At 40.6% G+C, this 24401-nt stretch carries 22 protein-coding genes; 16 read left to right on the top strand and 6 right to left on the bottom strand.

Annotated elements, in window-relative coordinates; translation table 11 throughout:
- Window positions 1-332: 332 nt before the first annotated feature.
- Window positions 333-1730, bottom strand: coding sequence for a hypothetical protein (locus ACFPOH_RS15700; RefSeq protein ID WP_342581413.1), 1398 nt, complete (start codon window positions 1728-1730; stop codon window positions 333-335).
- 78 nt (window positions 1731-1808) lie between these two features.
- Between ACFPOH_RS15700 and ACFPOH_RS15695 the strand changes: the two genes are divergently transcribed.
- The 5 genes from ACFPOH_RS15695 to ACFPOH_RS15675 all read left to right on the top strand — a co-directional run bounded on the left by ACFPOH_RS15695 (window position 1809) and on the right by ACFPOH_RS15675 (window position 6709).
- Window positions 1809-1970 (top strand): pre-toxin TG domain-containing protein, encoded by a 162-nt coding sequence (locus ACFPOH_RS15695; protein ID WP_390310570.1) that lies wholly within the window; start codon window positions 1809-1811, stop codon window positions 1968-1970.
- A gap of 216 nt (window positions 1971-2186) precedes the next feature.
- Complete coding sequence (locus tag ACFPOH_RS15690; RefSeq protein WP_390310569.1) at window positions 2187-2936, top strand: MerR family transcriptional regulator; 750 nt, start codon at window positions 2187-2189, stop codon at window positions 2934-2936.
- The gene (locus ACFPOH_RS15685) at window positions 2917-4623 is read left to right on the top strand and encodes an ABC transporter ATP-binding protein (protein WP_342469402.1); all 1707 of its coding nucleotides are present in this window, start codon (window positions 2917-2919) and stop codon (window positions 4621-4623) included. Before ACFPOH_RS15690 ends, ACFPOH_RS15685 begins: the two co-directional genes overlap by 20 nt.
- 169 nt (window positions 4624-4792) lie before the next feature.
- The gene (locus tag ACFPOH_RS15680) at window positions 4793-5782 is read left to right on the top strand and encodes a permease (RefSeq protein WP_328219864.1); all 990 of its coding nucleotides are present in this window, start codon (window positions 4793-4795) and stop codon (window positions 5780-5782) included.
- 12 nt (window positions 5783-5794) lie between these two features.
- Window positions 5795-6709 carry a TIGR03943 family putative permease subunit gene (locus ACFPOH_RS15675; protein ID WP_390310567.1) on the top strand — a complete coding sequence of 305 codons (915 nt, stop codon included), beginning with the start codon at window positions 5795-5797 and terminating at the stop codon, window positions 6707-6709.
- Window positions 6710-6957: 248 nt separating this feature from the next.
- On the opposite strand, the gene ACFPOH_RS15670 is transcribed toward ACFPOH_RS15675, so the two are convergent.
- Window positions 6958-7908: a tyrosine-type recombinase/integrase gene (locus tag ACFPOH_RS15670; RefSeq protein ID WP_390310565.1), complete on the bottom strand. Its 951-nt coding sequence runs from the start codon at window positions 7906-7908 to the stop codon at window positions 6958-6960.
- A 610-nt stretch (window positions 7909-8518) separates the two neighbouring features.
- Between ACFPOH_RS15670 and ACFPOH_RS15665 the strand changes: the two genes are divergently transcribed.
- Together ACFPOH_RS15665 and ACFPOH_RS15660 are read left to right on the top strand one after the other, a co-directional pair.
- On the top strand, window positions 8519-9559 hold the full coding sequence (locus ACFPOH_RS15665; RefSeq protein ID WP_390310564.1) for a CapA family protein: 1041 nt from the start codon (window positions 8519-8521) through the stop codon (window positions 9557-9559).
- A gap of 153 nt (window positions 9560-9712) precedes the next feature.
- Window positions 9713-10621 (top strand): alpha/beta hydrolase, encoded by a 909-nt coding sequence (locus tag ACFPOH_RS15660; protein WP_390310562.1) that lies wholly within the window; start codon window positions 9713-9715, stop codon window positions 10619-10621.
- A gap of 35 nt (window positions 10622-10656) precedes the next feature.
- On the opposite strand, the gene ACFPOH_RS15655 is transcribed toward ACFPOH_RS15660, so the two are convergent.
- Window positions 10657-11967 (bottom strand): hemolysin family protein, encoded by a 1311-nt coding sequence (locus ACFPOH_RS15655; protein WP_390310560.1) that lies wholly within the window; start codon window positions 11965-11967, stop codon window positions 10657-10659.
- Window positions 11968-12173: 206 nt separating this feature from the next.
- On the opposite strand from ACFPOH_RS15655, the gene ACFPOH_RS15650 reads away from it, so the two are divergent.
- Entirely contained in the window at window positions 12174-12890 is a 717-nt protein-coding gene (locus ACFPOH_RS15650) for an SIR2 family NAD-dependent protein deacylase (RefSeq protein WP_342469396.1), read from the top strand.
- A 67-nt stretch (window positions 12891-12957) separates the two neighbouring features.
- On the opposite strand, the gene ACFPOH_RS15645 is transcribed toward ACFPOH_RS15650, so the two are convergent.
- Window positions 12958-13476 carry a GNAT family N-acetyltransferase gene (locus ACFPOH_RS15645; RefSeq protein ID WP_390310558.1) on the bottom strand — a complete coding sequence of 173 codons (519 nt, stop codon included), beginning with the start codon at window positions 13474-13476 and terminating at the stop codon, window positions 12958-12960.
- Window positions 13477-13656: 180 nt separating this feature from the next.
- Here ACFPOH_RS15645 and ACFPOH_RS15640 point away from each other — a divergent pair, with 180 nt between their 5' ends.
- The 5 genes from ACFPOH_RS15640 (at window position 13657) to ACFPOH_RS15620 (ending at window position 17481) form a co-directional block, all read left to right on the top strand.
- Window positions 13657-14493: a DMT family transporter gene (locus tag ACFPOH_RS15640; RefSeq protein WP_342469394.1), complete on the top strand. Its 837-nt coding sequence runs from the start codon at window positions 13657-13659 to the stop codon at window positions 14491-14493.
- A gap of 121 nt (window positions 14494-14614) precedes the next feature.
- A complete protein-coding gene (locus ACFPOH_RS15635; RefSeq protein WP_342469393.1) occupies window positions 14615-15265 on the top strand; it encodes a glycoside hydrolase domain-containing protein in 651 nt (216 codons plus the stop codon).
- 482 nt (window positions 15266-15747) lie between these two features.
- Window positions 15748-16677, top strand: coding sequence for a VanW family protein (locus tag ACFPOH_RS15630; protein WP_342581422.1), 930 nt, complete (start codon window positions 15748-15750; stop codon window positions 16675-16677).
- Between the two features lie 71 nt (window positions 16678-16748).
- The gene (tlp, locus tag ACFPOH_RS15625; RefSeq protein WP_342581423.1) at window positions 16749-16982 is read left to right on the top strand and encodes a small acid-soluble spore protein Tlp; all 234 of its coding nucleotides are present in this window, start codon (window positions 16749-16751) and stop codon (window positions 16980-16982) included.
- Between the two features lie 130 nt (window positions 16983-17112).
- Entirely contained in the window at window positions 17113-17481 is a 369-nt protein-coding gene (locus ACFPOH_RS15620; RefSeq protein WP_342581424.1) for a hypothetical protein, read from the top strand.
- 53 nt (window positions 17482-17534) lie between these two features.
- On the opposite strand, the gene ACFPOH_RS15615 is transcribed toward ACFPOH_RS15620, so the two are convergent.
- Entirely contained in the window at window positions 17535-17825 is a 291-nt protein-coding gene (locus ACFPOH_RS15615) for a HesB/YadR/YfhF family protein (protein ID WP_342469389.1), read from the bottom strand.
- Between the two features lie 28 nt (window positions 17826-17853).
- On the bottom strand, window positions 17854-18456 hold the full coding sequence (gene plsY, locus ACFPOH_RS15610; RefSeq protein ID WP_342469388.1) for a glycerol-3-phosphate 1-O-acyltransferase PlsY: 603 nt from the start codon (window positions 18454-18456) through the stop codon (window positions 17854-17856).
- Between the two features lie 420 nt (window positions 18457-18876).
- Here plsY and parE point away from each other — a divergent pair, with 420 nt between their 5' ends.
- From parE to ACFPOH_RS15595, 3 genes are all read left to right on the top strand, one after another.
- Window positions 18877-20850 carry a DNA topoisomerase IV subunit B gene (parE, locus tag ACFPOH_RS15605; protein ID WP_390310555.1) on the top strand — a complete coding sequence of 658 codons (1974 nt, stop codon included), beginning with the start codon at window positions 18877-18879 and terminating at the stop codon, window positions 20848-20850.
- Entirely contained in the window at window positions 20850-23300 is a 2451-nt protein-coding gene (gene parC, locus ACFPOH_RS15600; protein WP_390310553.1) for a DNA topoisomerase IV subunit A, read from the top strand. The genes parE and parC overlap by 1 nt, the downstream gene beginning before the upstream one ends.
- A 189-nt stretch (window positions 23301-23489) precedes the next feature.
- Window positions 23490-24392 carry a DMT family transporter gene (locus ACFPOH_RS15595; protein ID WP_342469385.1) on the top strand — a complete coding sequence of 301 codons (903 nt, stop codon included), beginning with the start codon at window positions 23490-23492 and terminating at the stop codon, window positions 24390-24392.
- Window positions 24393-24401: the final 9 nt, after the last annotated feature.

Raw genomic sequence — 24401 nt, 5'->3', positions numbered from 1 at the left:
CTTTCTATGGAATGTTTTTTGGTCAATTTCATTCTATAAAAAAGGACGATTTTTTTGTACACTAAAAACAGAAAAAAGGGCTGAGCCCAAGGTCGATTCAATCGACTTTTCGGACAGCCCCTTTTTTTGATAATTGAAGAAAATTGATTTCCGTTCCGGGGACGCTTTCCGCAGGCCCGGCTCGAGCCTCGGGCTGTTCCCGCAGGAAAGCTTTTGCTTTGCGACTAAGCGTGCGCGACAGGAGCACTCGCCCCGTCACTCCAATCAATTTTTTACAAAAAATCTTTTTGCAGCTCGTTCACTTTATTAGTTATGTCCCAGCCTCTTTCATTTTAAATAATAAACATGGCAACGATTGTTGTTACCACAAGCCCGATCACAACCGGAACCAGGTTTCTTCTTGCCAACTCAAACGGACTCACGTTGCAGATGGCAGCAGCCGGAATTAATGCCCAAGGCACCAATGTTCCTCCTCCGACATAAATCGCTGCAATTTGGCCCAATGCAGTCAGGGTGGCCGTTCCTTCACCAATCACAGCTCCAAAAAGATTGGCAATGGATCCCACCAATGAAATGCCGGAAAATCCGGATCCGTCCAATCCCGTAATGGCACCGACGCCCGCAACGGTTACGGCTGCAATTTCCGTTGTCAAAGGTACAACAGATGCCAGAGCCACCCCTATATCATTGATGATTCCTTGCGAATGTTCAGGGAGATAATCCCCAATGATTTGGGAAAAGCCTGAATCCCCCAAATAGAAGAAAGCTGCAATCGGAATTACCGGGCCAAACACTTTAAAACCAAATTGGAAACCCTGTATCAAATAGCTTGTCGTTTTTTCCAACCCGGCATTTTTATGGGCGAACATGGAAAGAAGCAACAGAATCAGCAGTGTCGTTCCACCGATCAACGCAGTCGCGTCTCCGCCGGTTAAATCAAAAATGGACATGGCCACGACATTTAGTAAAAAGGCAAAAGGAATCAAAATGGCGAAAAATCGCTTTTGTTGAATTGATAGGAGATTTTCTTCCACTTCTTCTTCTTTCTCTTCGCCACCATCAAAATTTCCAACCATTTCGAGAGTGCCTCGTTTCATATCGCGTCTAAGCAAGAAGTATGCAACAAATGTCGTTACAACCCCCATGACGATGACAAGTGGGACGCTCGCAGAAATCACTTCACTGACAGGAAGGCCTGCCGCATCAGCCGTCAATTTCGGTGCGCCTTGGATGACAAAGTCGCCGGATAAGGCAATTCCATGGCCGAATAAGTTCATGGCCATCGCAACCCCAAGGGCAGGAAGTCCAGCTCGTATCGCAACAGGCAAGAGCACCGCACCCAAGAGGGCAACAGCAGGGGAAGGCCAGAAGAACCAAGAAATGATCATCATTAAAATCCCGATGGTCCAATAGGCGAGTGCCGGATTTTTTATGATTTTGGTAAAAGGGGAAACCATCACTTCATTAATGCCTGTTTTTAACAAAACACGGCTCATGGCTACGATGACACAAATGATGATGATGGTCGATAACAGTTCGGTGATGGCGTAAATGAAACTTGAAAACACTTTGCTGATCGAAGCGACTAAATCACCAGTCGAAACAAGGGAAAGTAAAAAAATTCCAACCACACAAACAAGAGTAGTATCCCGCCGTTTCACCATAAATCCGATGATGAGTGCAATGAACACGACGTAAATCCAATGCAGTGCCGTCAACTCAATACCCATAAGTCACTTCCTTGATTCTTTTTTTGTCTAGCATATGAGGCAAATGACCAATGGGTGTGTGCTTAAAAGGGATACATTTTGAAGGAGGATTATTTGGTAAATTGGAGGGAGACGGCCGTAAACTTTATCTTAGTAGTCGGAAATATCAAGAGTGGTGTTGAGGCAGTAACGGGAATAGACCCAATCACCGGAAGAAAACGGAGCTCATTTGAACGAGGGGGCTCTGCAGCAAGTATATAGGGCAGATGACAACGTTAATATGTTGTAGTCACCATTAAATCTTCTTCTGTAATCTCTTGCTCGATTTCTTCTTTATTTTCGTCAACATCTCGAAACTCTGTCATCGAAATTTCTCCATTTTATAAGTAATGGTACCAAGGAATAGATTTTTCGTGAAAATTTTATTGAATCTACCGTTACGTGAGCTTTTATAATGAAGAAAAGGATGTGAAATATATGTATACAATTGGTCAATTTGCTAAAAAAACAGGGATGACGATTCGAGCTCTCCGCTTTTATGACGAGAAAGGTATTTTAAAACCTGCAGCTCTAACAGATGGCGGACAAAGACTGTATAATGATGAGAATATTGTCGAAGCTCAAAAAATTGCGACATATAAGTACTTGGATTTTTCGATTGAAGAAATGAAAGCACTCCTAAAAGAGGAAGTTCCGCTGCTCGATTCACTTAAAGAGCAAAAGTCGATGCTTGAAGAAAAGAAAAAACATATTGAATCCATTATTAACACTTTGGATACGGCTATTTCGATTTATGAAAAAGTACAAGTGTCTGAACCTACACTGCTTCTTCTTGTGATGCATTCATTGCTAACGGAAGATGAGCAAAAGTCGTTTTTGCTTAAATTTGTCGATGAAGAAATAGTAGAAGAAATGTATTCAATGATGAAGATGAATTTTGTCGAAATTAATCGTCGTTATATCGAAGCATGCTACCAACTGAAAATTGCCTATAGTGAAAATGCACCAGATGAAGAAGTAAAAGAGTTGATTTGGAAATTGTTAAATATTATGCCGCAGGATTTGCTAATCAAAATTGCCGAGGCATTTAAGGATGTAGAAAATTTAGAAGTAGATACTTGGCTCTTCCCATCACCATTCACGCAAGATGAAGAACAATGGCTTTTGGAGCAAATGGCTAAGCATCAAGTGTTAGGAGATGATTTTTTTGAAGCTGAAAATAGATGAATTATGGCAATTAATGAAGAAAAGCCAATTTCCAAAAAAATTAGTCGCATTCGTATTAGTGCTCGGGCTTTTTGACACAGCTCTTGGACTTACGGTTCCGTTATTAACGGTAAATTTAATCAATGGTTTTTCTGTTGAAGATTTCGATTGGTCGACTTTAATGCTTGTTGTGTTTGCTCTGATTTTACAAGCAATATTCAGTGGGTTAACGTTCTTTTTTATGCGAAAACTTGGCGAACGAGTTGTTGCGAACATGCGAAAATTTTTATGGAGTCATGTGCTAAGACTAAAAGTATCCTTTTTTGATCGAAACGAAACGGGCAGCATTCTTAGTCGAATTACACAAGATACAAGCATAGTGAAAGAACTTGTAACAGACCAACTAGTGAGTTTTGTGACAGGAATTTTTTCAATCATTGGTGCGATCGGAATTTTGCTTTGGCTTGATTGGAAAATGACCCTTCTAATGCTTATTTCTGTACCTCTTGCAATTGTGGTCATGCTGCCCCTAGGTTCAAAAATGCACAAAATCGCAAAAGAAAACCAAGATCAACTAGCGAAATTTAGTGGACAACTTGGCAGAATTTTATCCAATATTCGATTAATCAAATCAACACAAGCTGAAGAGAAAGAAACAAAGGAAGGCGCGCAAAATATTGAAGGCCTATATGGCTATGGCGTTAAAGAGGCTAGAATAATGGCCATTTTATCGCCAATTATGACGCTTATTATGATGGTGGTGCTTATTTTAATTTTCGGGTATGGTGGAGCACAAATTGCATCAGGCAATATTTCAGCTGGAGAGCTGGTCGCGATCATGATTTATTTAGTGCAAATCATCATCCCGTTTACACAAATGGCTACGTTTTTCACAGCACTTCAAAAGGCGCTTGGTGCCACTGAACGCATTCAGCAAATTTTAAAGGAACCTATTGAAATAAAAGAAGGGATAGACTTACCAGAAACGCTTCAAGACTTAGTGTTTGAAAACGTGACGTTCCGCTATACTGATAAAGATGTATTAAAAAATATGAGCTTTACAATACCTGCTGGAAAGACAACCGCCTTTGTCAGCCAAAGCGGCGGTGGAAAAACAACGATATTTTCATTGATTGAACGATTTTACGAGGCATCGGAAGGGACCATTCGATATGGTCGCACGGACATTACGCAATTTGATTTGTATAAATGGCGAAATTTGATTGGCTACGTATCTCAAGAAGCCCCACTTTTGAATGGAACCATTCGGGATAATTTAAAGTATGGTAATCCAAATGCAACAGAAGAAAAAATGAAAGAAGCGTTAAAAGCAGCTTTTGCTTGGGATTTTGTCGATAAATTGCCAGAAAAGCTGGATACATCCGTTGGAGAAAACGGTATTAAGTTATCGGGAGGGCAAAAGCAACGAATCGCCATAGCCCGTGCGATCTTACGAAACCCTCAGCTCCTTTTACTGGACGAGGCAACTTCCAACCTTGACAATGAATCCGAGCGGGAAGTACAACTTGCCTTATCGAACTTAATGAAGGGGAGAACAACGATAGTTATCGCTCATCGACTATCCACTATTACAAATGCTGATCAAATTCTTGTTTTTGAAGATGGCCATCTTTCAGGAAAGGGCACTCACCATGAATTATTAAAAAATCATTCTTATTACAAACAGCTTTGGGAAAACATTGCTTAATAAAGGCCGGGACAAAGAGTTAAATAAGCACCCTATTCGGGTGCTATTTTTTTTGAAAAAAATGGCACTCTTTCTTGATGTAAATAGTAATAATTACGATTATCAACGAATACATTATGGAGAAAATAATTTTTTCTGCGGATTTTAGTAAATGAAAGTGGGAGTTCGGATGCAAACGAAATTGAAAAATGTTAACCAGTTTTTATCCCTTTTGCTTATAGGGTTTTTCCTTTTGTTTTTGGTTCCTATTTTTATTGATTACGAAGGATTTGCTTTACCAAAATCCTTTTATCAATTTAATACCATTTTTCTTAGTATTTTAATAGAAGCAATTCCATTTGTGTTGATTGGAGTGTTAATAGCGGGATTTATCCAAATGTTTATTACGGAGGATCATATTCGAACGTTCATTCCAAAGAATAAAATATTGGCAATTTGGATGGGCTGTATTATTGGATCCCTGTTTCCGGCATGCGAATGCGGGATTGTGCCGATTGTCCGGCGTTTAATTGAAAAAGGGGTGCCCCTTTATGCGGGAGTGGCTTTTTTATTGACGGGACCTTTAATTAATCCCATTGTGATATTATCGACTTATATGGCCTTTGGAAATGATTTGGAAATGGCATTGCTCCGGATGGGAGTCGGATTTGTGGCCGCTTTACTCATTGCATTCATCGTCAGTATACTCTATCCATCGAATCAACTTAAACGGGTGAATAAAAAGAAGACGATCATTTTGAAGAAAAGGCGGCCGATTGGGACAAGAATCATGGATATGTTCAAACATTCAATCGATGAATTTTTCGACATGAGCAAGTATTTAATTATTGGTGCGATGGTAGCGGCATTATTTCGAACGTTCGTGTCAATACAAAGCTTATTTCCATTTGGAGATGGATTGCTTCATTCGACAGTTGTCATGATGGTGCTTGCTTATGTTTTATCATTATGTTCGGAAGCGGATGCATTTATTGCGGCATCATTTAAAACGATGGTTCCTTCAACATCCATCTTAGCCTTTCTCGTTTATGGCCCGATGATTGATTTGAAAAATACTTTTATGTTACTCAGTGTGTTTAAATTCAAATTTGTAGTTGGACTATTTATTCTCATAACTTCCATTGTTTTTACGTTTGTTACTTTAACGAATTTTCTTTAGGAAGGGGATTGAATGGGTATCAACACGCAGCAATCATTGAAAGCAATAATCCTGGGGTTGTTCGCATTATTTTTTCTCAAGCTTCATTTGACAGGGGATATTGGGAAATACATTAATCCGAAATACGATTTTATGAGTAAGATTGCAATCGGTATTTTTTTGATTTTCTTGTTGATTCAAGTGCCAAGAATTTTTCAAAAGGGGCATGCCCATCACGATTGTACGAATCATTGCTGCCATCATCATCATGAAAAATGGAATGTCGGGAAAATCATAAGTTTTGCCATCGTTATTTTTCCAATCATGACTGGTTTGACATTTGCTCCTGCAACATTAAATTCTTCGCTTGCTGCCAATAATGGGTCAATCCTTTCACAAATCAGTTATCAAAAAGAAGAAGCGTCATTGGAAGAATTGCTCAATCAAAATTCGGAGTCATTAACGGAAAAAGAATCGATTGATATTTACTCCAGTGATTATGAGCCATTAGTAAACGAAAATTATTTAACGGAAGAGGAAATAAAATCAAAACATGAAAAACTCCAAAATGCGGAAATTATTGAAATGGATGAGGATATTTTTATTTCCTATTACAGCAGCATTAACGATAATCCATCATCCTTTGAAGGCAGAACGATCAAAATGAAAGGATTTGTATTTAAAGAAGGGGATTTTACGGAAAATCAGTTTGTCCTATCGAGATTTTTTATTACCCATTGTGTTGCTGATGCGAGCGTGATCGGATTTTTGGCGGAATTGGACGGGGCCGATCAATTACAACAGGATTCATGGTTGGAAATCGAAGGAGGATTGGCTGTTGCAAATTATCATGGAATGGAAATCCCCAAAATCAACGTCACAAATTGGAAAATCATTGAGGAACCTGAAGAACCGTATATATTCCCGATTCAAACATGGGTAGAATAAACGATTTCATCCAAAAAAGCTTATTATGTTTCGGGCAGAACCATTACAGGTATCTGTTTCTTCCATTTTAAAATTTGGCCTATTATAACAGTTCACGCATTCGGATGCTTTACACCGCGTGCTGTTATAATAGGTTTTAATTTTACAGGGACAGCGAAGTCATTTGGAAGTAGGTTTCGTAAGTTTAGGGAATATCGAAAGAACGAAAGAGGGTAAAATTTACATTTTCTCTTATGAATGGCAGTACGTTATTCAAAAAACTTCGCCACATTTTGATTCCGCATGGCTTCTTGTTTTTGTTTGTTGTTTACATGGGTATAAATTTGCGTGGTACTTAAATTGGTATGGCCCATCAACTCTTGTACCGTCACAAGGTCGACCCCTTCCCGCACAAGTCTTGTGCCGAACGTATGTCTCAATTTATGGGAAGATAACTTTTTGCTTTGTAAATAATGGAAGTCGGGTAAACTTTTCAGCCTATTGAATGCCTCTTCCGAAATCATTTGAATTCTTCTTCTTGAAAGTCTTTCTCCCCGTTTTGAAACAAAAAAGGCATTGCGATGTTCCGGCTTTGGCGTTGGCCGATACATGTGTTCGTACTCCATTAGTAAATGAAACAAGGGGGCAGGCAATGGAATATAGCGAGCTTTGCTCCCTTTTCCCATGACATTAATGCCGGGTTCGTTTTCATCCCGAATGAGATCTGATGTGTTTAAATGATAGATTTCAATGACACGTAATCCAGCCAGACTCATAAGCATCAATATGCATTTATTACGGATATGGTATTGGTCATGTTTAATGCATTGAAATAGCAAACGAAGCTCTTCATCGTTTAAATAGGTGGGCAATGGATTTTTTTCAGTTTTTGCTATATCGATTTCAAGAGCCGGGTTAAAGTTCAGCTCCTCCGCTTTCACAAGGGATTTAAAAAACGTTCGCAAAGACATCAATCTCCGGTTGCGCGTTGTTTTTGCCTTGCCTTTTTGCGTTTTCCTCAAATATTCTTGGATATTTTTCGATCCCACTGTGTCGAGTGGAATCAACTTTTCTTCCTTTTCAAACAGGAAAGTTAGAAAAGACTGCACATCAGATAGATAACATTTAATTGTATAAGGCGAATAGCCCAAATCCTCCAGATAGGTTTTAAAAATATCGATTTCATTTTCATAATGGTCTAAGACTTGTTGTGATTCCATCATCTAAACCTCTTTTCAGGCCTTGTAGTTTCTGAATCAGCTTTTTCATCAAATAATCTATTGAGTCCATAAGATAGGGGATTGTTCGTTAAACAAAGGAAATTAAAAAATTAAAAACATAACTGCATATAATATACATTATATGCAGTTAAAAGTAAAATACAGGAAATAATATAAGGGGAATATGAAGCTCTCTGTAAGCGATTCTCAGATGATTTTGAAGGGAACGGTTCGCAAAATCATTTTTCGATGCGTCTCAGGGCGTCACAGGGAAAGATCCGGTTTATTCCATGTATATAGGTGGACGAGGTGTCATGATCCATTGCCGAAAGGGACAAGCGGGGAAAGTGCCAACAACGTACATATTGGGTTTTTGGCACTATTAATTTTATTTGTCAAAATTCATAAAGCTATTTTTATCTGGAGAGAAAATTGTTATGATTTGAAAAAGTGCATATAAAGGAGAGGAAACAAAATCGCCAGAACAGTTATATTCATTTTATCGGTACTTTTTTTAGCAGCGTGCAACATAGATTCGGAAAATGCTTCGGATATTTCATCCCCGCCAAAAATAGAAACGGAAGAGCCTCTAACTGTACCCGATGCTCCGGTGACATATACCGCAACCATTTCGGCGGTCGGCGATATTTTATTACATAATTCTGTCTATGAAGATGCATCCATCGGGAATCAACAATACGATTTCACCAAAATGTTCCGTGAGGTGAAGCCTTATTTGGAAAGTGCGGATATCACGGTGGCGAACTCGGAAAGTATTATCGGCGGAAAAGAGTTGGGGCTTTCCAGTTATCCTCAATTCAACAGCCCGTTTGAAATCGGCGACGCATTGAAAGATTCGGGTGTGGATGTGGTGAATATGGCCAACAATCATACACTCGATCGTGGGGAGCGTGCCATACTGAATGCAACCAACTATTGGAACCAGATCGGTATCATCTATGTTGGGTGTGCCGCAACAGAAGAGGAATCAAAAATTATCAAAACGATAACGAAAAATCATATCACCTTTTCTTTTTTAGGGTATACATACGGGACAAACGGGATTTCCGCGCCTCCAGGCAAGGATTATTTAGTCAATTATATAAATTTGGAAAAAATGAAAGAGGATATCCAACGGGCAAAGGAAATTTCTGATGTGGTTGTCGTGAATGTACATATGGGGAATGAATATGAGCGCCAATTCAATGATTTCCAGGATGAGATTGCCCAACATTTGGCTGATTATGGTGCCGATATCGTTTTTGCCCACCATCCCCATGTATTGCAGCCGGCGAAATGGTACACAGGGGAAAAAGGGAATCAAACCTTTGTCATTCATTCGTTAGGCAATTTTTTATCCGGACAAGATCGGCTTTATACACGTATTGGAGCCATTTTGCAATTGGATGTGAAGAAGACGGTCACTTATGACGAGTTTGGCAAAGAGCATTCAACGATTGAAGTCATGGATCCCCAGTTGCTTCCAACTTATGTAAAGTTTCAACGCTGGAGAAATTATGAAATTCTTCCATTATATAGCGTTACCAACGATGAACTGCAAAATGCCCAAGGGATTTATGAAGAAATCAAATCCCATATGATGCAGTACATGCCTGAAATCACATTTATTGAATGGGAGCCGGTACAATAATCATCACAAATTTTTCAAGCTGAGTATACAGTGGCTATACTTAGCTTTTTCTTTTTGTCATATCCATTCCACCTTTGGACATTCTAAAGATAAGGTGTTTGGATTAGTATGGAGCAATTCATCACATTTATGTAAAAAGAAAGGAGTGAGAAAGTGCCGATTCATTTGTATATCGAACAGTATTTTCAACAATATCCGAAGGCAAGAAAAACGGGCATTGAAGTGAAAAACCCGCCTCTGGAAAAACGCCCGAAAGTGTTTAATGTGGAAGATCGACTCGTTTCGATAGGGAATATGCAAGTTCCAATCCGTATTTATGAACCGAATGGAAAAAAGAGACATCCAATATTGGTTTTTCTCCACGGAGGAACTTTTATTCCTGGCGGTGTCGAAAGCCATGATGTCAGTTGCCGGTTGATCTGTTCTTTATCGGGTTTTAAAGTGGTTGCGGTCGATTATTGCACCAATGAAAACGCTTCGAACATGTTCCGGCAATGTGACGTTGTGGCGAAGTGGATTGTTGATCATGCCGAAGAATTGGGAGGCCTTTCAGAAGAAATGGCAATCGGCGGGCCAAGCATCGGCGCCCATTTTGCCGCAAGGATTGTTCTGAATTTCATCATTCAAGGCGATTTTCGATTTAAGAAGCAGATATTGTTTTATCCCATCATTGATTTCAATGATCAGGTGAAGAACAGCCCCCATTTTTCAAGAATGCTTTTTAATGGAAAATACGGCCTTGATCTCACAATGCATTCTTTGAATTTCTCCGAACATGATACATCTATTTCCTATTATGCGCCCCTTTACGAAAATAATAAGTATTTAACACAAATACCGCCCACCTTAATCTTGACGGCCGAATATGATCCGTTATGCGATGAAGGAGAACATTATGCAGAGACTTTGCGGAAAGCCGGTGCTGATGTAAGGCTCGTACGCTTTGATGGAAATGTTCACGGGTTTATGCAAAATTTTCCTGGTTCGCCGGATTATATGCGAGGTTACGACATCACTGCGGAATTTTTGTCTGTTCCATCCCTCATTTCACATGTGTTGTGACATCAAATCAAAAGGGAAGCCGGATTGGACTTCCCTTATTTTTCCGCTTCTTTTTTGTCCTTTTCCAAAATCGTTAAAATGACCATTTCAATCCGATTTTGTTCAAATTCGAGGATTTGGAAACTCAAGTTTTCATAGTCGATGACTTTATTTTGTTTTGGATACCGTCCCAATTGTTCCAGCAAAAAGCCGTTGAGCGTGTCAAAATCCTCGGAAGGCAGATGGATCCCCAATTCATCTTCAATTTTATATAAATGGGTGATTCCTTTAATCAAATATTGATTTGGAGCAATTTTTTGAATTTCCTTTTCTTCTTCATGGGTTTCGCTATGGATTTCCCCCACGATTTCTTCAATGACATCTTCTATCGTCACCAATCCTTCTGTACCACCGTATTCATCAATAACAATGGCCATATGAACATTGCTCTTTTTCATCGTTTGGAACAATATATCGATTGTTAGCGAATCGATGACAAAGGTTGGTTTTCGCAATATTTCCCTCAAATTAAACGGTTTTGTCCCCCAGTTCAAATGAAGCAATAAATCTTTCACATGCAAAATTCCAACGATATGATCGATATCTTCTTCATAAACGGGATAGCGGGTATATCGGTTTTCATTGACAATTGCCAACGTTTCTTCCAAAGTCGCTTCCATCGGGATGGCAACGATATCTACCCGGTGGGTGAAAATATCCGTTACCGATTTGTCATTGAATTCAAATACGTTTTGGATCATTCTGCTTTCGCTTTTTTTGATGGTTCCCTGAATATCGCCCAATTCGACCATCATCCGGATTTGTTCTTCCGTAGCCTCTTCACGGATGACTTTCTCATTCATTTTCAACAGACGAAGAACTGCATTCGTTGAAAAACTAAGCACTTTTACAAGTGGATAACATACATAAAAAATCAACGTCAGTGGCAATGCCACCATATTGGCAACACTTTCATACCGCTGCAATGCGATTTTTTTCGGCACCAGTTCCCCAAATACGAGGGTAAAATAAGATAAAACGGCAGTAATGACGATAACGGAAAGAATATCGAGCACTTCCAGGGATAAAGGGATGCCCAGGTCAAATAAAACTTGGGCAAAACGGTCCGAAAAATTATCTGCAGCGAAGGCGCTTGCCAAGAAACCCGCCAATGTAATCCCGATTTGGATGGTGCTTAAAAAACGGCTCGGTTCGGAAATTAATTTATCCAATAATTTTGCTTTACGGTCGCCTTTTTCCGCCAAATTTTTTATTTTTATTTCATTCAATTCCACAAGCGAAAATTCAGATGCGGCAAAAAAGGCGTTTAATAATACAAGGAAAATCAATACGATGAAAGTCGTCATGATACTAGCCCTCCAGTAACAGGGGTGATTACCTATATTTTAGCAGAGAGCATAAAATTGGTTAAAACTTTTCAAAGTATGGTTCTTACAAAATGTTGACGGGATGGCAGTTGATCGGCATCATCATTCGGCCAAACTTTTTTATTTTCAACGAGAACTATTTATGAGATAAATATTGGTAAGAATAAGGGAGAGGAGTGGGAGATTTGAGCAAAATCGAAACGGTTGTCAATTGGCTTCAGTCATCGAAAAAAACAGTCGTGTTGACTGGCGCCGGCATGTCTACAGAAAGCGGAGTTCCTGATTTCCGTTCCGCATCCGGTTGGTGGACGAAAACGGATCCCCAGCAAGTGGCGACGGTGGATGCGTTAGAATCCAATTACCCTCTGTTTCATGAATTTTATTCCATGAGAATTCAATTGCTTGATAAATGTTCTCCGCACAAAGGCCATTACATTCTGGCGGATTGGGAGAAAAGAGGGATTCTTCATCATATTGCCACCCAGAATGTGGACGGTTTTCATTCCAAGGCGGGAAGCAGGAAGGTGGACGAACTGCACGGCTCAATTTATACGTTCCGCTGCCATTCTTGCGGAAGAGATGCTTCAAAAGAAGCCTTTTTGGCAAAGGAACGCTGCGCCCATTGCCAAGGCTATTTGAGGCCGAATGTCGTCCTTTTTGGTGAAATGCTGCCAGAGAATGCTTGGAGAAGCGCTTTATCCAATATTCAAAGTGCGGACGTCGTCATCGTGATCGGAACAAGCCTGGAAGTGTATCCGGTCAATCAGCTTCCGATGATGACGAAAGGGAAGAAGGTCTACATTAATAAAGAAGCGGCTTCCCACGCATCTTATTTCGATTGCATTTTGGAAGGGAAAGCGAAAGAAGTTTTAATGGAGCTGGATGACCGGCTAATTGGATAGCTGTTCGGGGTTCCAAAGAAGGTTGGGAGGATAATCTCATATGAATTATCCTCTTTTATCGTTAGGCTTATTGAATTTTTAATTTATATAATCGCTCGATCGGCGAATCTTTCCGAAACGTCTGGACTTCCCCGATGAACTTCCAACCGAATTTTTCATATAATCCCATGTGCTTTGTATATAAGTACAGTTCGTTTAAATTCGCTTTTTTCGCATTTTCATTGACGGTGTTCATTAATGTGCGGAAAACGTTTTTTCCCCGGAATTTTTCATCCACATAAACATTGATCAACCAAGGATACAGATCCGGCCTGCTTTCCAAATCATCAAACATGGCCAGTTGGTACATGCCTGCAGGTTCATCCCCGATCATTGCGACAAAGGTTTGGGGCAACCGCACTTCATTTAATGAATGTTCCAAATTGGACCGCACCTCTTCGAAACTCTTTCCGTCCCTTAATCCCCACCAGTGATAATTCCATTCGCATATTTTTTCAAAGATCGGATGATTTTTGTCCACCAATTTTATGATTTTCATCGGCGCCGTTTCCTTTCCATCGTTGTACATTCCCTTGTATGTTACCATATGGCGACATCCAAAATCACTCGCTTTTGTGGGGCTTTTTATCGGAAAATGGGGTAAGCAAAATTCTGAAAAAAGAAAATCGGAGAATAAATGATGGAGATTATTGAATGTTTAATGATTGAATTTTTTATGCAACAGCACCTAAAATAGGATGGACTACATCTAGAGAGGTGCATACATATGTGGATAGGGGCGGCATTGGCCACAATGTTTTGCTTTGGAACGAATAATATGATTTTCAAGTGGAGTACGACAAAAGGGTACTCGAAAATACATATCCAGCTTTATTTTTATTTGATCGCCTTTTTGTTGGCTTTGGGCTATGGCCTGATGACGGGAATCCATGCAATGAACTTGGCGACAATCGTTCTGGGGGCATTGATCGGCATATTAAATACGAACGGCAACATCCAAATGTCCAAAGCCTTCGAAAAAGGGCCGGCAAGCATCACCAGTTCGCTCATCAGTTTGAACACCATTATTCCGATTTTAAGTGCCGCGTTGATATTCCATGAACATATCACCGTTTTGCAATGGACGGGCATTATCATCATGTTGTGCTCCGCCGTGGTGATTCAATATTCGCCTTCAAGCAATGTGCATGCGGAATATTTGCCTTGGATGATCAGAATTTGCCTCGCCATTCTGTCATTAGGGATTCTAGGAATTTTGATGAAAGCATCGACTTATTTGCATATTGAGCCGCTCAATACTTTAATTTGCATGTATGGCGGCGGGGCGGTTTATTTGATTGCAAATAGTCTTGTCCAAAAAGAAAACTGGCAGCCTTCCGAATTGAAAGTGGGCGCCGTTGTCGGTTTGTTAAGCGTGATCGCCTACAGCTGCTATTTCTTCGCTTTGCAAAAAGGAATCGCAAGCATAGTTTTCTCCATCGTTTCGTTAAGCTGTTTGGTGGTCGTTTGCGGAAGTTGCCTGATCTTCCACGAAAGGCTCAAAACTTATCAGATTATTGGTGTTATCACCGCGCTGTTGGGCATCATTTTTACAAAAATATAGGATTGGGTGATTGTCATGACGTGAGGGCTGATTCGGCCCTCATTTTTCATTTCCATGAACAATTAATCAAGTTGTTCAATATATATAAATATGGAAACATAAATAGAAAAGAGGTACGCAAGTGGTTACTTATCATTGGGGTGTTGATTCATCGCAAAAAGTGACGACAGACCTTTATAATTGTGTTTTGAACAATTACGGGAAGCCGGAGTTTTGGGGAAGATATTTGACCCGTGTCGAAGGGGCATCAGAAGGTTTGGATCGGGAAGAAATTGAACTGCTCCATAATAGTGGTACAAAATTGCTGCCAATCTACAACGATTTTAAAAGAGCGGTAGGGGAAAATGAAGGAAGAGTGGTGGCGATGTTTGCCTCTTATCATGCAAAAAGGCTTGGCATCCGGAAGGGAACACCGATTTTCGCCAATGTCGAACGTTTTTTTGATGTGGATGGCAGTTGGATCCGTGGATATGTCAATTACATGTATAATACGGATTTTAAACCGGGCTTTTATCACGATCCGACGGAAGGAAACTTTGCAAAAGCCTATTGCGAGGCGGTCAATCAAGATCCGTTGGTGGCGAATCAGGCCATCTTATGGAGTGCGGAGCCTGATCCGGGGGTGACAAAAGCACAATTGGCCCCAAAATTTGATCCGGCGAAAGTGCCTTGTGAAGGAAATGTCTGGATTTGGCAATACGGAAGAAATTCAAGAACATGTCCTATTGATACGAACTTGGCGGACAGCCGTTTATTTGAAATGTTATATTAGATACAAGGATTTTGTAAATGAAGTTTACAAAAATAATTGTAAACATGTTGATGAAATAAACGCTGTTCAACAGTTATAGGAAAAGGTTAGGGGGAATTTTTATTTGTTATGGGAATTTTCCCTTTATTCAAGTAATCAAATTTGATATAAAAAGCAAATTTTTAATAATAATACAAAGAATATGCGGGAAGAATCGTTCAGCATGTTGAAGGAAGATTAAACAGCCCATTCGAAACATCCGGAAGCATTTCGGCAATTGCTTCCGCTACAGAACAAGAACTTGGCACTATGCAGGAAATCGCCGATGAAGCCCAAAAGATGGTCCTTGAATACATCCACTCAGAAATTTAAATTTTATTCTGGACTGCCAGCAAATTTTCATTCCAAGAAGGCGCAAGAAAATATCGCCTTCTTTTTTTGTATGAGTCAATTGAATCGGGGAACAATACATAACAAAAAGATTGGGTTGTGTGGAACCATTGATGAAAAGAAGTTTAATCCTTTTGCTATTACTGACCTTTTTCAAGCAGCCGGTTGCAACCGGTGCTTATTTTGACTCGATATTGCCACTTACCGGAGAAAGAAAGATCGATCTCATTGATCCTTATACCAAAGAAGTCATACACACTTTTCATCCTGAAGATTATTGGATTGAACTGGACGTAAGGATTTTCAAGGAAGAAGTGGAAAATTGGATTCAGGAAATTCAACCAAAATATTTTAAAGAAATGACACTGGATCGGATTGATACCGATGGCGAAATCATCAAAGGCACACCGAAAACGGAAATCAATGCCTCCTTATTGACTGAAGAGGTATTAAAGCGGGCTTTTACAGGAGGCAGAATCGAAATTCCGTTAAAAGTGACCGAAAGCAATTATCGGCCAACGGATGTGCCTCATTTGAAGGAAGTGGTGATTGCCACTTATACCACCCGTTTCAACCCGAATCAGACGGGCAGAAGCAAAAATATCGAAATTTCGGCGGCCGCCATCCATAATGTGATCGTCGGAAGCGGGGACAAATTCTCTTTCAATTCCATCGTGGGGCCAAGAGAAATTGCCAATGGCTATCAAATGGCTCCGGAAATTGTCAACGGAAAGTTGGTCATGGGAATCGGCGGGGGAATCTGCCAAACTTCATCCACTTTATTCAATGCTGTTGATCAGCTGTCAGTGGAGATCATTGAAAGACATCATCATTCAAAGGATGTGGGATATGTCCCAAAAGGGAGAGACGCAACGGTTTCCTTTTATGGGGGATTGGATTTCCAATTTATTAATACGACGGGAGTCCCTTTCCTCATCCAAACGTATTACAGGCCGGGTTCCCTTACTGTCGTTATCAGGACGTCCAAAGAATATGCGGAATTGATGCAAAATGAATTGGCAAAAAACGATGAATCCCCTTAAAATTTCATTTCATAGTTCCTCTGAATCAACTCAAAATAAGACTGAACAATAAAAAAGGAGGAGAGATGGCAATGACAAACCGCAAACCGAAACCTGACGACCGTTCCGATAATGTGGAAAAATTACAGAACATGATTCAAAATACAATCGAAAATTACCGTGAAGCAGAAGCAAGTATGGAATTTGCCGGACCTGAAGAAAGAGAAAAGATCAAAGCGAAAAATGAACGGCGAAAAAAAGCGATTGAAGGTTTCCGAAAAGAAGTGAAGGAAGAAGCGGCTGCCCGTGAAAACGGGGAAGTCTAATGATCATATGGAAACTGGCGACTGGCCAGTTTCCTTTTTATTTTGCAATTGAAATTTCTTTTTTTATAATTAATATTGTGTTTGAAAATAGATTTCGAAAACTGTGAGTTTTTTTGGGGGGGAATTCAGGATGAATATGGTAGAAACGCTTATCAATCAAAGCCAAAACGTCATGGAACTGATGAAACAATTGAAAAAGGTTGCATCCAAGAAAGGAAGCAAACGGGCTGAATTGATTGAGAAATTCACTGCCAACCATCATTCATTTAATGTTTATACATATGCCAGCGAGGAAGCGAGACAATCGAAGGAAGTGGATACATTAAAACTGAAGTTGGATGAATTCAGCAGCCAATTCGATGCAGCCCGTTATGAAGATGACGGGGAAGTGAATGTAGAGCAAGTGCATGTTTTATATAAGGAAGTGCTGGTCGCGTACAACGATATGGTGATTGCCCTTGGGTACGACAAACATGTGATTGATATTGAGAAATTTTAGTCCAATAAAAAAAGAAGCGGATCTTTTGGCGCGCTTTCGGATCCGCTTCTTTTTTAATTTTTATAACTATATTCCAGTTCCTCCGTTTCCGGATTGACAGTAACGTATAAATCATGTTCATTGAAAAACCATACATCATCTTTTTCAATATAGAAATGGATATCATCAATGACCGTTTCAATGCCGATATCATGGGGTTGTTCCCGATTCATCCCAAGGGAAAAAGCTTCATGAAAAGGAGATGAACCGCCATAGCGGGCATAAAACCGGATATAATCACCTGCCGTTGCTTCCATTTCTTCCTTGAACCAAGATAATGCTTCCTCTGAAATGACGATTTTCATTCCCCCAACCAAATCCTTTCAAGTAACATTATAACCATTTCACTTTCGGCTCAGTGCCTTCCTTGATGCGTTTAATATTGGAGCGGTGGCGGTAGATAATGAATGACGCCAATATCACAACCATTATAAATAATGCATAATCACCTGTCACAATCCAATAAATAATACTATAAACGACGGCGATGAGCGAAATGAGCATGGAAGACAAGCTGACGATTTTGGTGATTTTTAATAGAATCAAAAATCCAATCACAAGGAACACAAAGAATGGCCAGGAATATCCAAGCAACACCCCTCCGGATGTGGCGACGGCTTTCCCGCCCCGGAAACCGGCAAATATCGGGAACATATGTCCAAAAGCGGCGATTGCCCCCAAAATAAGAGGATGCACGCCGGTATCGCTGAAATAAGAGAAAGTCGGCAATAGCGTAGCAATGGTACCTTTTAATATGTCCATAACGGTTACAACAATTCCCGCTTTTTTCCCTAACACTCGGAAAGTGTTGGTGGCTCCTAAATTTCCGCTTCCATGTTCCCGGATGTCTGTTTTATAAAAAATTTTTCCAATCCATAAACCAGACGGAATCGAACCGATTAAATACGCACAGATGATTGCCAATACATTAATCATATCTTGATTCCTTTCAATTTTTACTATTTTTTTAGCGATAATCATTTTACACTTTTTCGCTTCTTTGAGAAAGTGTAATTTCTCTTTTTCGGCATTGATGAAAAACTTTTTCAAAAAAAACGGTGATAAAAGGAGGAAATTGTGAACTATATCGGGAATGAAAGAAATGTTTTATTTATTATATATGGTATACAAAGTAAAATAAATAACTGCAAAATCATCCGTCGAAAAGACATTTTCGATATTCTCGAATCGTAAATCTTGAAAAGTGTACGGGTTTTCTTCATAAAACTCCTTTTTTATTTGAAAGGATTTGTTAAAATGATAAAGATGCTCTAACGTGCTAGTTATTGACAGATGCGTATATTCTCAGTACGATTAGTGATACAGAACGGATGTTTGTATGTGGAGGGATTACTTTTGGCAATAAATCAACCGGAACTCAGATATGATGCTGATGCCATTCAAGTATTGGAAGGTTTGGATGCAGTACGGAAACGTCCAGGGATGTATATTGGATCCACTGACAGCCGGGGACTTCATCACTTGGTTTATGAAATTGTCGACAATGCGGTCGATGAAGCCCTTGCCGGATTTGGATCGCATATCATCGTAAAAATACATGAAGACAATTCGGTCAGCGTGCGGGATTATGGCCGCGGAATGCCAACCGGAATGCATAAATTGGGGAAACCCACTCCGGAAATCATTTTTACGATTTTACATGCCGGAGGGAAGTTTGGACAAGGGGGATATAAAACAAGCGGTGGATTGCACGGTGTAGGATCTTCCGTTGTAAATGCCCTTTCCAAATTTCTTGAAGTCACTATATATCGTGACGGGAAAATCCATCGCCAGCGTTTTGAAAATGGCGGAAAACCGGTGACGACCCTTGAAATCATCGGGGATACAAAAGAAACGGGAACACTGGTGCATTTTCTTCCGGATGACACGATTTTTTCCACGACAAAATTCAATTATGATACATTGGCGGAACGTCTTCGGGAATCCGCTTTTCTGTTAAAAGGATTGAAAGTGGAATTGATCGATGAACGGGAAGAAGGAAAGCATGAAGTATTTTATTACGAAAACGGCATCCAGGCGTTTGTGGAATATTTGAATGAAGAAAAAGATGTCATGCATCCCGTGAAATATGTGGAAGGGATTCATGATGAAATCGAAGTGGAATTTGCCTTTCAATTCAACGACGGCTATTCGGAAACGATTTTATCCTTCGTTAACAATGTGCGCACCCGCGATGGCGGCACCCATGAAACGGGGGCGAAGGCGGCTTTGACACGGATTTTTAATGAATACGCCCGCAAAGTAGGTCTATTGAAAGAAAAAGACAAAAACCTGGAAGGATCGGATATTCGCGAAGGCCTTTCAGCCATCATTTCCGTCCGCATTCCGGAAAGTTTGCTGCAATTCGAAGGTCAGACAAAAAGCAAACTTGGAACGCCGGAAGCCCGTACGGCAGTGGAGTCTGTATTATCCGAAAAATTGCTTTATATTTTAGAGGAAAATGCCGAATTATCCGCAACCCTTGTCCGCAAGGCGATCCGTGCCCAACAGGCCCGTGAAGCGGCGAGAAAAGCCCGCGAAGAAGCTCGAAGCGGCAAAAAGGGCAAAAAAGAAAAAACCATTCTTTCGGGCAAGCTGACGCCGGCCCAATCCCGCAATCCAAAAAAGAATGAATTATTCCTTGTGGAAGGGGATTCGGCAGGTGGATCGGCAAAACAGGGACGGGACCGTACTTTTCAGGCCATATTGCCTTTACGGGGGAAAGTCATCAATACAGAAAAGGCAAAACTGACGGATATCATGAAAAATGAAGAGATTGCAACGATCATCCATACGATCGGTGCAGGCGCAGGTCCGGACTTCAACATTGAAGATGCGGCCTACGATAAAATTATCATCATGACCGATGCGGATACAGATGGCGCCCATATCCAAGTGCTGCTGCTCACGTTTTTCTACCGTTACATGCGCCCATTGATCGAGGCGGGAAAAGTGTATTTGGCGTTGCCGCCCCTTTATAAAGTGTCTAAGGGCACCGGCAAGAAAGAAATCATTGAATACGCTTGGACAGAACGGGAGTTGCAGGAAAAAATCAAAAAAGTCGGGAAAGGGTACGTCATCCAACGTTATAAAGGTCTCGGTGAAATGAATGCGGACCAGCTTTGGGAAACGACGATGAATCCTGAAACAAGAACCCTGATCCGCGTGACGATTGAAGACGGTGCCCGGGCAGAACGCCGTGTGACAACATTGATGGGAGACAAGGTGGAACCACGCCGCAAGTGGATTGAATCCCATGTAGACTTTGGGATGGAAGAGGATACGAATACATTGGTACCTGATTTCATCCAGTATAAGGAGGAAGAATAATGGCGCTAACCGAACGATTTCACGAACTGACTTTGGAAGATGTAATCGGTGACCGCTTTGGCCGTTACAGTAAATACATTATTCAAGATCGTGCCATTCCTGATGCACGGGATGGGTTAAAACCGGTGCAACGGAGAATTCTTTATGCGATGTATCGGGAAGGGAACACCCATGATAAACCATTCCGAAAATCCGCCAAAACGGTCGGGAACGTAATCGGGAATTACCATCCCCACGGGGATTCTTCCGTATATGAAGCGATGGTGCGCCTCAGCCAGGACTGGAAAGCCCGCTATCCATTGATTGAGATGCACGGAAACAATGGTTCCATTGATGGCGACCCTCCCGCAGCGATGCGTTATACGGAAGCCCGCCTTTCCGCATTGGCAATCGAAATGCTGAAAGATATCGATAAACAAACGGTCGATTTTGTTCCAAATTTTGATGACCAGGATGTGGAACCGACAGTACTCCCTGCGAAACTGCCCAACTTGCTTGTGAACGGTGCCACAGGGATTTCTGCCGGTTATGCCACGGATATTCCTCCCCACAACTTGGCGGAAGTGCTGGATGGTGTATTGATGCGGCTTGATCGTCCGGATTGCACCGTGGATGATTTAATGACTGTCATCAAAGGGCCGGACTTTCCGACTGGCGCCATCATCGAAGGGATTGATGGCATCAAAAAAGCCTATGAAACTGGAAAAGGAAAAATCATTATCCGTTCCAAAGTGACGATCGAACCGATCAGAGGCGGAAAAGAACAAATTGTCATTACAGAAATCCCTTATGATGTCAATAAAGCTTTGCTTGTTAAGAAAATCGATGAAATGCGCTTTGACAAACGGCTTGAGGGAATTGCGGATGTACGGGATGAATCGGACCGGACAGTGGGGCTTCGGATCGTCATTGAGTTGAAAAAAGATGTAGATGGGGAAGCCATTTTAAACTACCTTTATAAAAATACGGATTTGCAAATCACGTATAACTTTAATATGATCGCCATCCATAATCGCCGTCCGACTATGATGACGCTTCCACTCATGCTGGATGCATATATCGATCATCAAAAGGATGTCGTGACAAGAAGAACGAAATATGACCTGCAAAAAGCAAAAGATCGGCTACATATCGTTGAAGGATTAATCAAAGCATTATCCATACTTGATGATGTCATTCAAACCATTCGTTCTTCCAAAGATAAGAAGGATGCCAAAAACAACCTGCAAGTGAAGTTCCAGTTTACGGAACAACAGGCGGAAGCGATTGTCAACTTGCAACTTTACCGTTTGACGAACACAGATATTACGCAATTGCAAAAAGAGCATGAAGAATTGCAAAAAACAACTGAAAAGCTGACAAAAATATTAAGCAGCGAAAAAGAGTTAATTAAAGTGATCAAAAAAGAAATTCTGGAGTTGCGTAAACAATTTGCCGAGCCCCGCCTTTCCACAATCCAGGCGGAAATCAAAGAGATCAAAGTATCCCTTGATGTATTAATACCAAGTGAAGATTTTGTTGTGACCGTGACAAAAGATGGCTACGTAAAGCGGACAAGCCTTCGTTCCTATGCGGCTTCCAGTCCGGAAGATATTGCAATGAAGGAATCGGATTATTTGCTGTATGAAAACACATTGAATACACAGCATTTTCTTCTCATCTTCACGAATAAAGGAAATTACATTTTTCAACCGGTTCACGAACTGCCGGAAATTCGTTGGAAGGACTTGGGACAACACATATCAAGCATCGTTCCTATTGAAGAGGGAGAAAAGGTTGTCGGCGCCGTTGGGGTTGAAAACTTTGAGGATGAAAATCTCTTCATTTTAACAGCGACAAAACAGGGGCAAGTGAAATTGTCGAAACTTAATGAATATCAAGTAACCCGTTACTCAAAACCGATCAAAACGATGAATTTGAAAAATGATGATGAAATGATTTATGCAAACTTGGTGACTCCTGGAAAAGAAATCATTCTTACTTCATATTTGAGTTATACAGTTCGATTTGACATTGAGGAAATTCCGGTAACGGGAATAAAAACAGGAGGAGTAAAGGGAATCAATCTAAAAGACGAAGATTTCCTTGCGGCTGTCAATGTCATTGAAGAAAATTCCGAGAAAGATGTGATTGTCGTTACCCAACGCGGAGCCATCAAACGGATGAGTTTATCGGAAATTGAGCAAACGGGAAGAGCCAAACGCGGATTAGTCATTTTGAAAGAATTGAAGAAAAATCCTCACCGCATTTTTGATGTTTCTGTTGTTCATCAAGACGATACGATCGTGATGTCAACAATCAAACAGGTTCAAGAAACAATGGCAGTATCGGATCTTCCGATTTCCGACCGCTATTCGAACGGCTCACTGAAATTTGATGTAAATAGTGATGGCGATTTATTGTTTGTGAAGATCCTTCATCCCGAACAAGATGAAAATAAAGAACAATAATCCATATATGAACCAATGCCGTCCGCCGTTTAGTGATGAGAACCGGAAAGAATAGTGATAAAGAAAAATATTTTGACAGGATTTTTGCCGTCTAGATCATATCCGGATTCTAGGCGGCTTTCATTGTCATTGAAAAAAGTAAGAAAAGGTTTTACTATTTTTATATGGATAAATCTGGAGGAGTATAAGATGGGAAAATTCTATTTAACTTTTGAAGCGCGTTCGAAAGGGATTTTCTTAGTGATTATCGCCGCGTTGTTTTGGGGCATTTCCGGAACTGTTTCCCAGTATATGTTTCAACATTTACATATCAATACAGAATGGTTTACCACCTGCCGCCTGTTGCTTGCCGGATCCTTGTTGTTAGCGATTGCTTATAGAAATGAGGGAAACCACATTTTTGACATATGGAAGCAAAAAAGGGATGCCATCCGGTTAGTGATTTTTGGAATTGTCGGGATGATAGGAGTCCAATATACATATTTAACGGCCATCGCCCATGGCAATGCCGCAACAGCCACCGTTTTGCAATATTTAGGACCAGGTTTGGTGACGATGTATTATGTTCTGATTGCGAAGCGTTTACCGACAGTCAAAGAGCTGATCGCCGTTTTTTCGGCTCTCATCGGAACGTTTTTGCTTGTAACCCATGGAAAAATGGATGTGTTGACGATTTCGAAAGAGGCCTTTATTTGGGGAATCTTATCCGCATTCGGATTGGCTTTTTACACCATTTATCCCATTGAATTATTGAAAAAATGGGGATCATTTATCACGATCGGATGGGGAATGATGGTGGCGGGGATTGTTTTCAGCTTCATCAGAGCCCCTTGGCAATTTGAAGGACAATGGCATTGGACAACAAACTTTGCCTTTTTGTTTGTCGTGATTTGTGGAACAGTCTTGGCATTCTATTTCTATTTGGATAGTTTAAAATATTTGACTGCTTCAGAAACGAGCCTGCTTGCCTGTGCCGAACCATTATCTGCCGCTTTCACTTCCGTCGTCTTTTTAGGGGTGCCTTTCGGATGGATGGATTGGCTTGGTTCTTTATTGATTCTGTTTACTATTGTCATATTATCGAGAGAGTAGGGAAGGGGA

Origin of the sequence: Ureibacillus suwonensis, from assembly GCF_042655065.1 — a bacterium.
Taxonomy (GTDB): domain Bacteria; phylum Bacillota; class Bacilli; order Bacillales_A; family Planococcaceae; genus Ureibacillus; species Ureibacillus suwonensis.
This window is presented reverse-complemented; position numbering and strand designations above follow the sequence as displayed.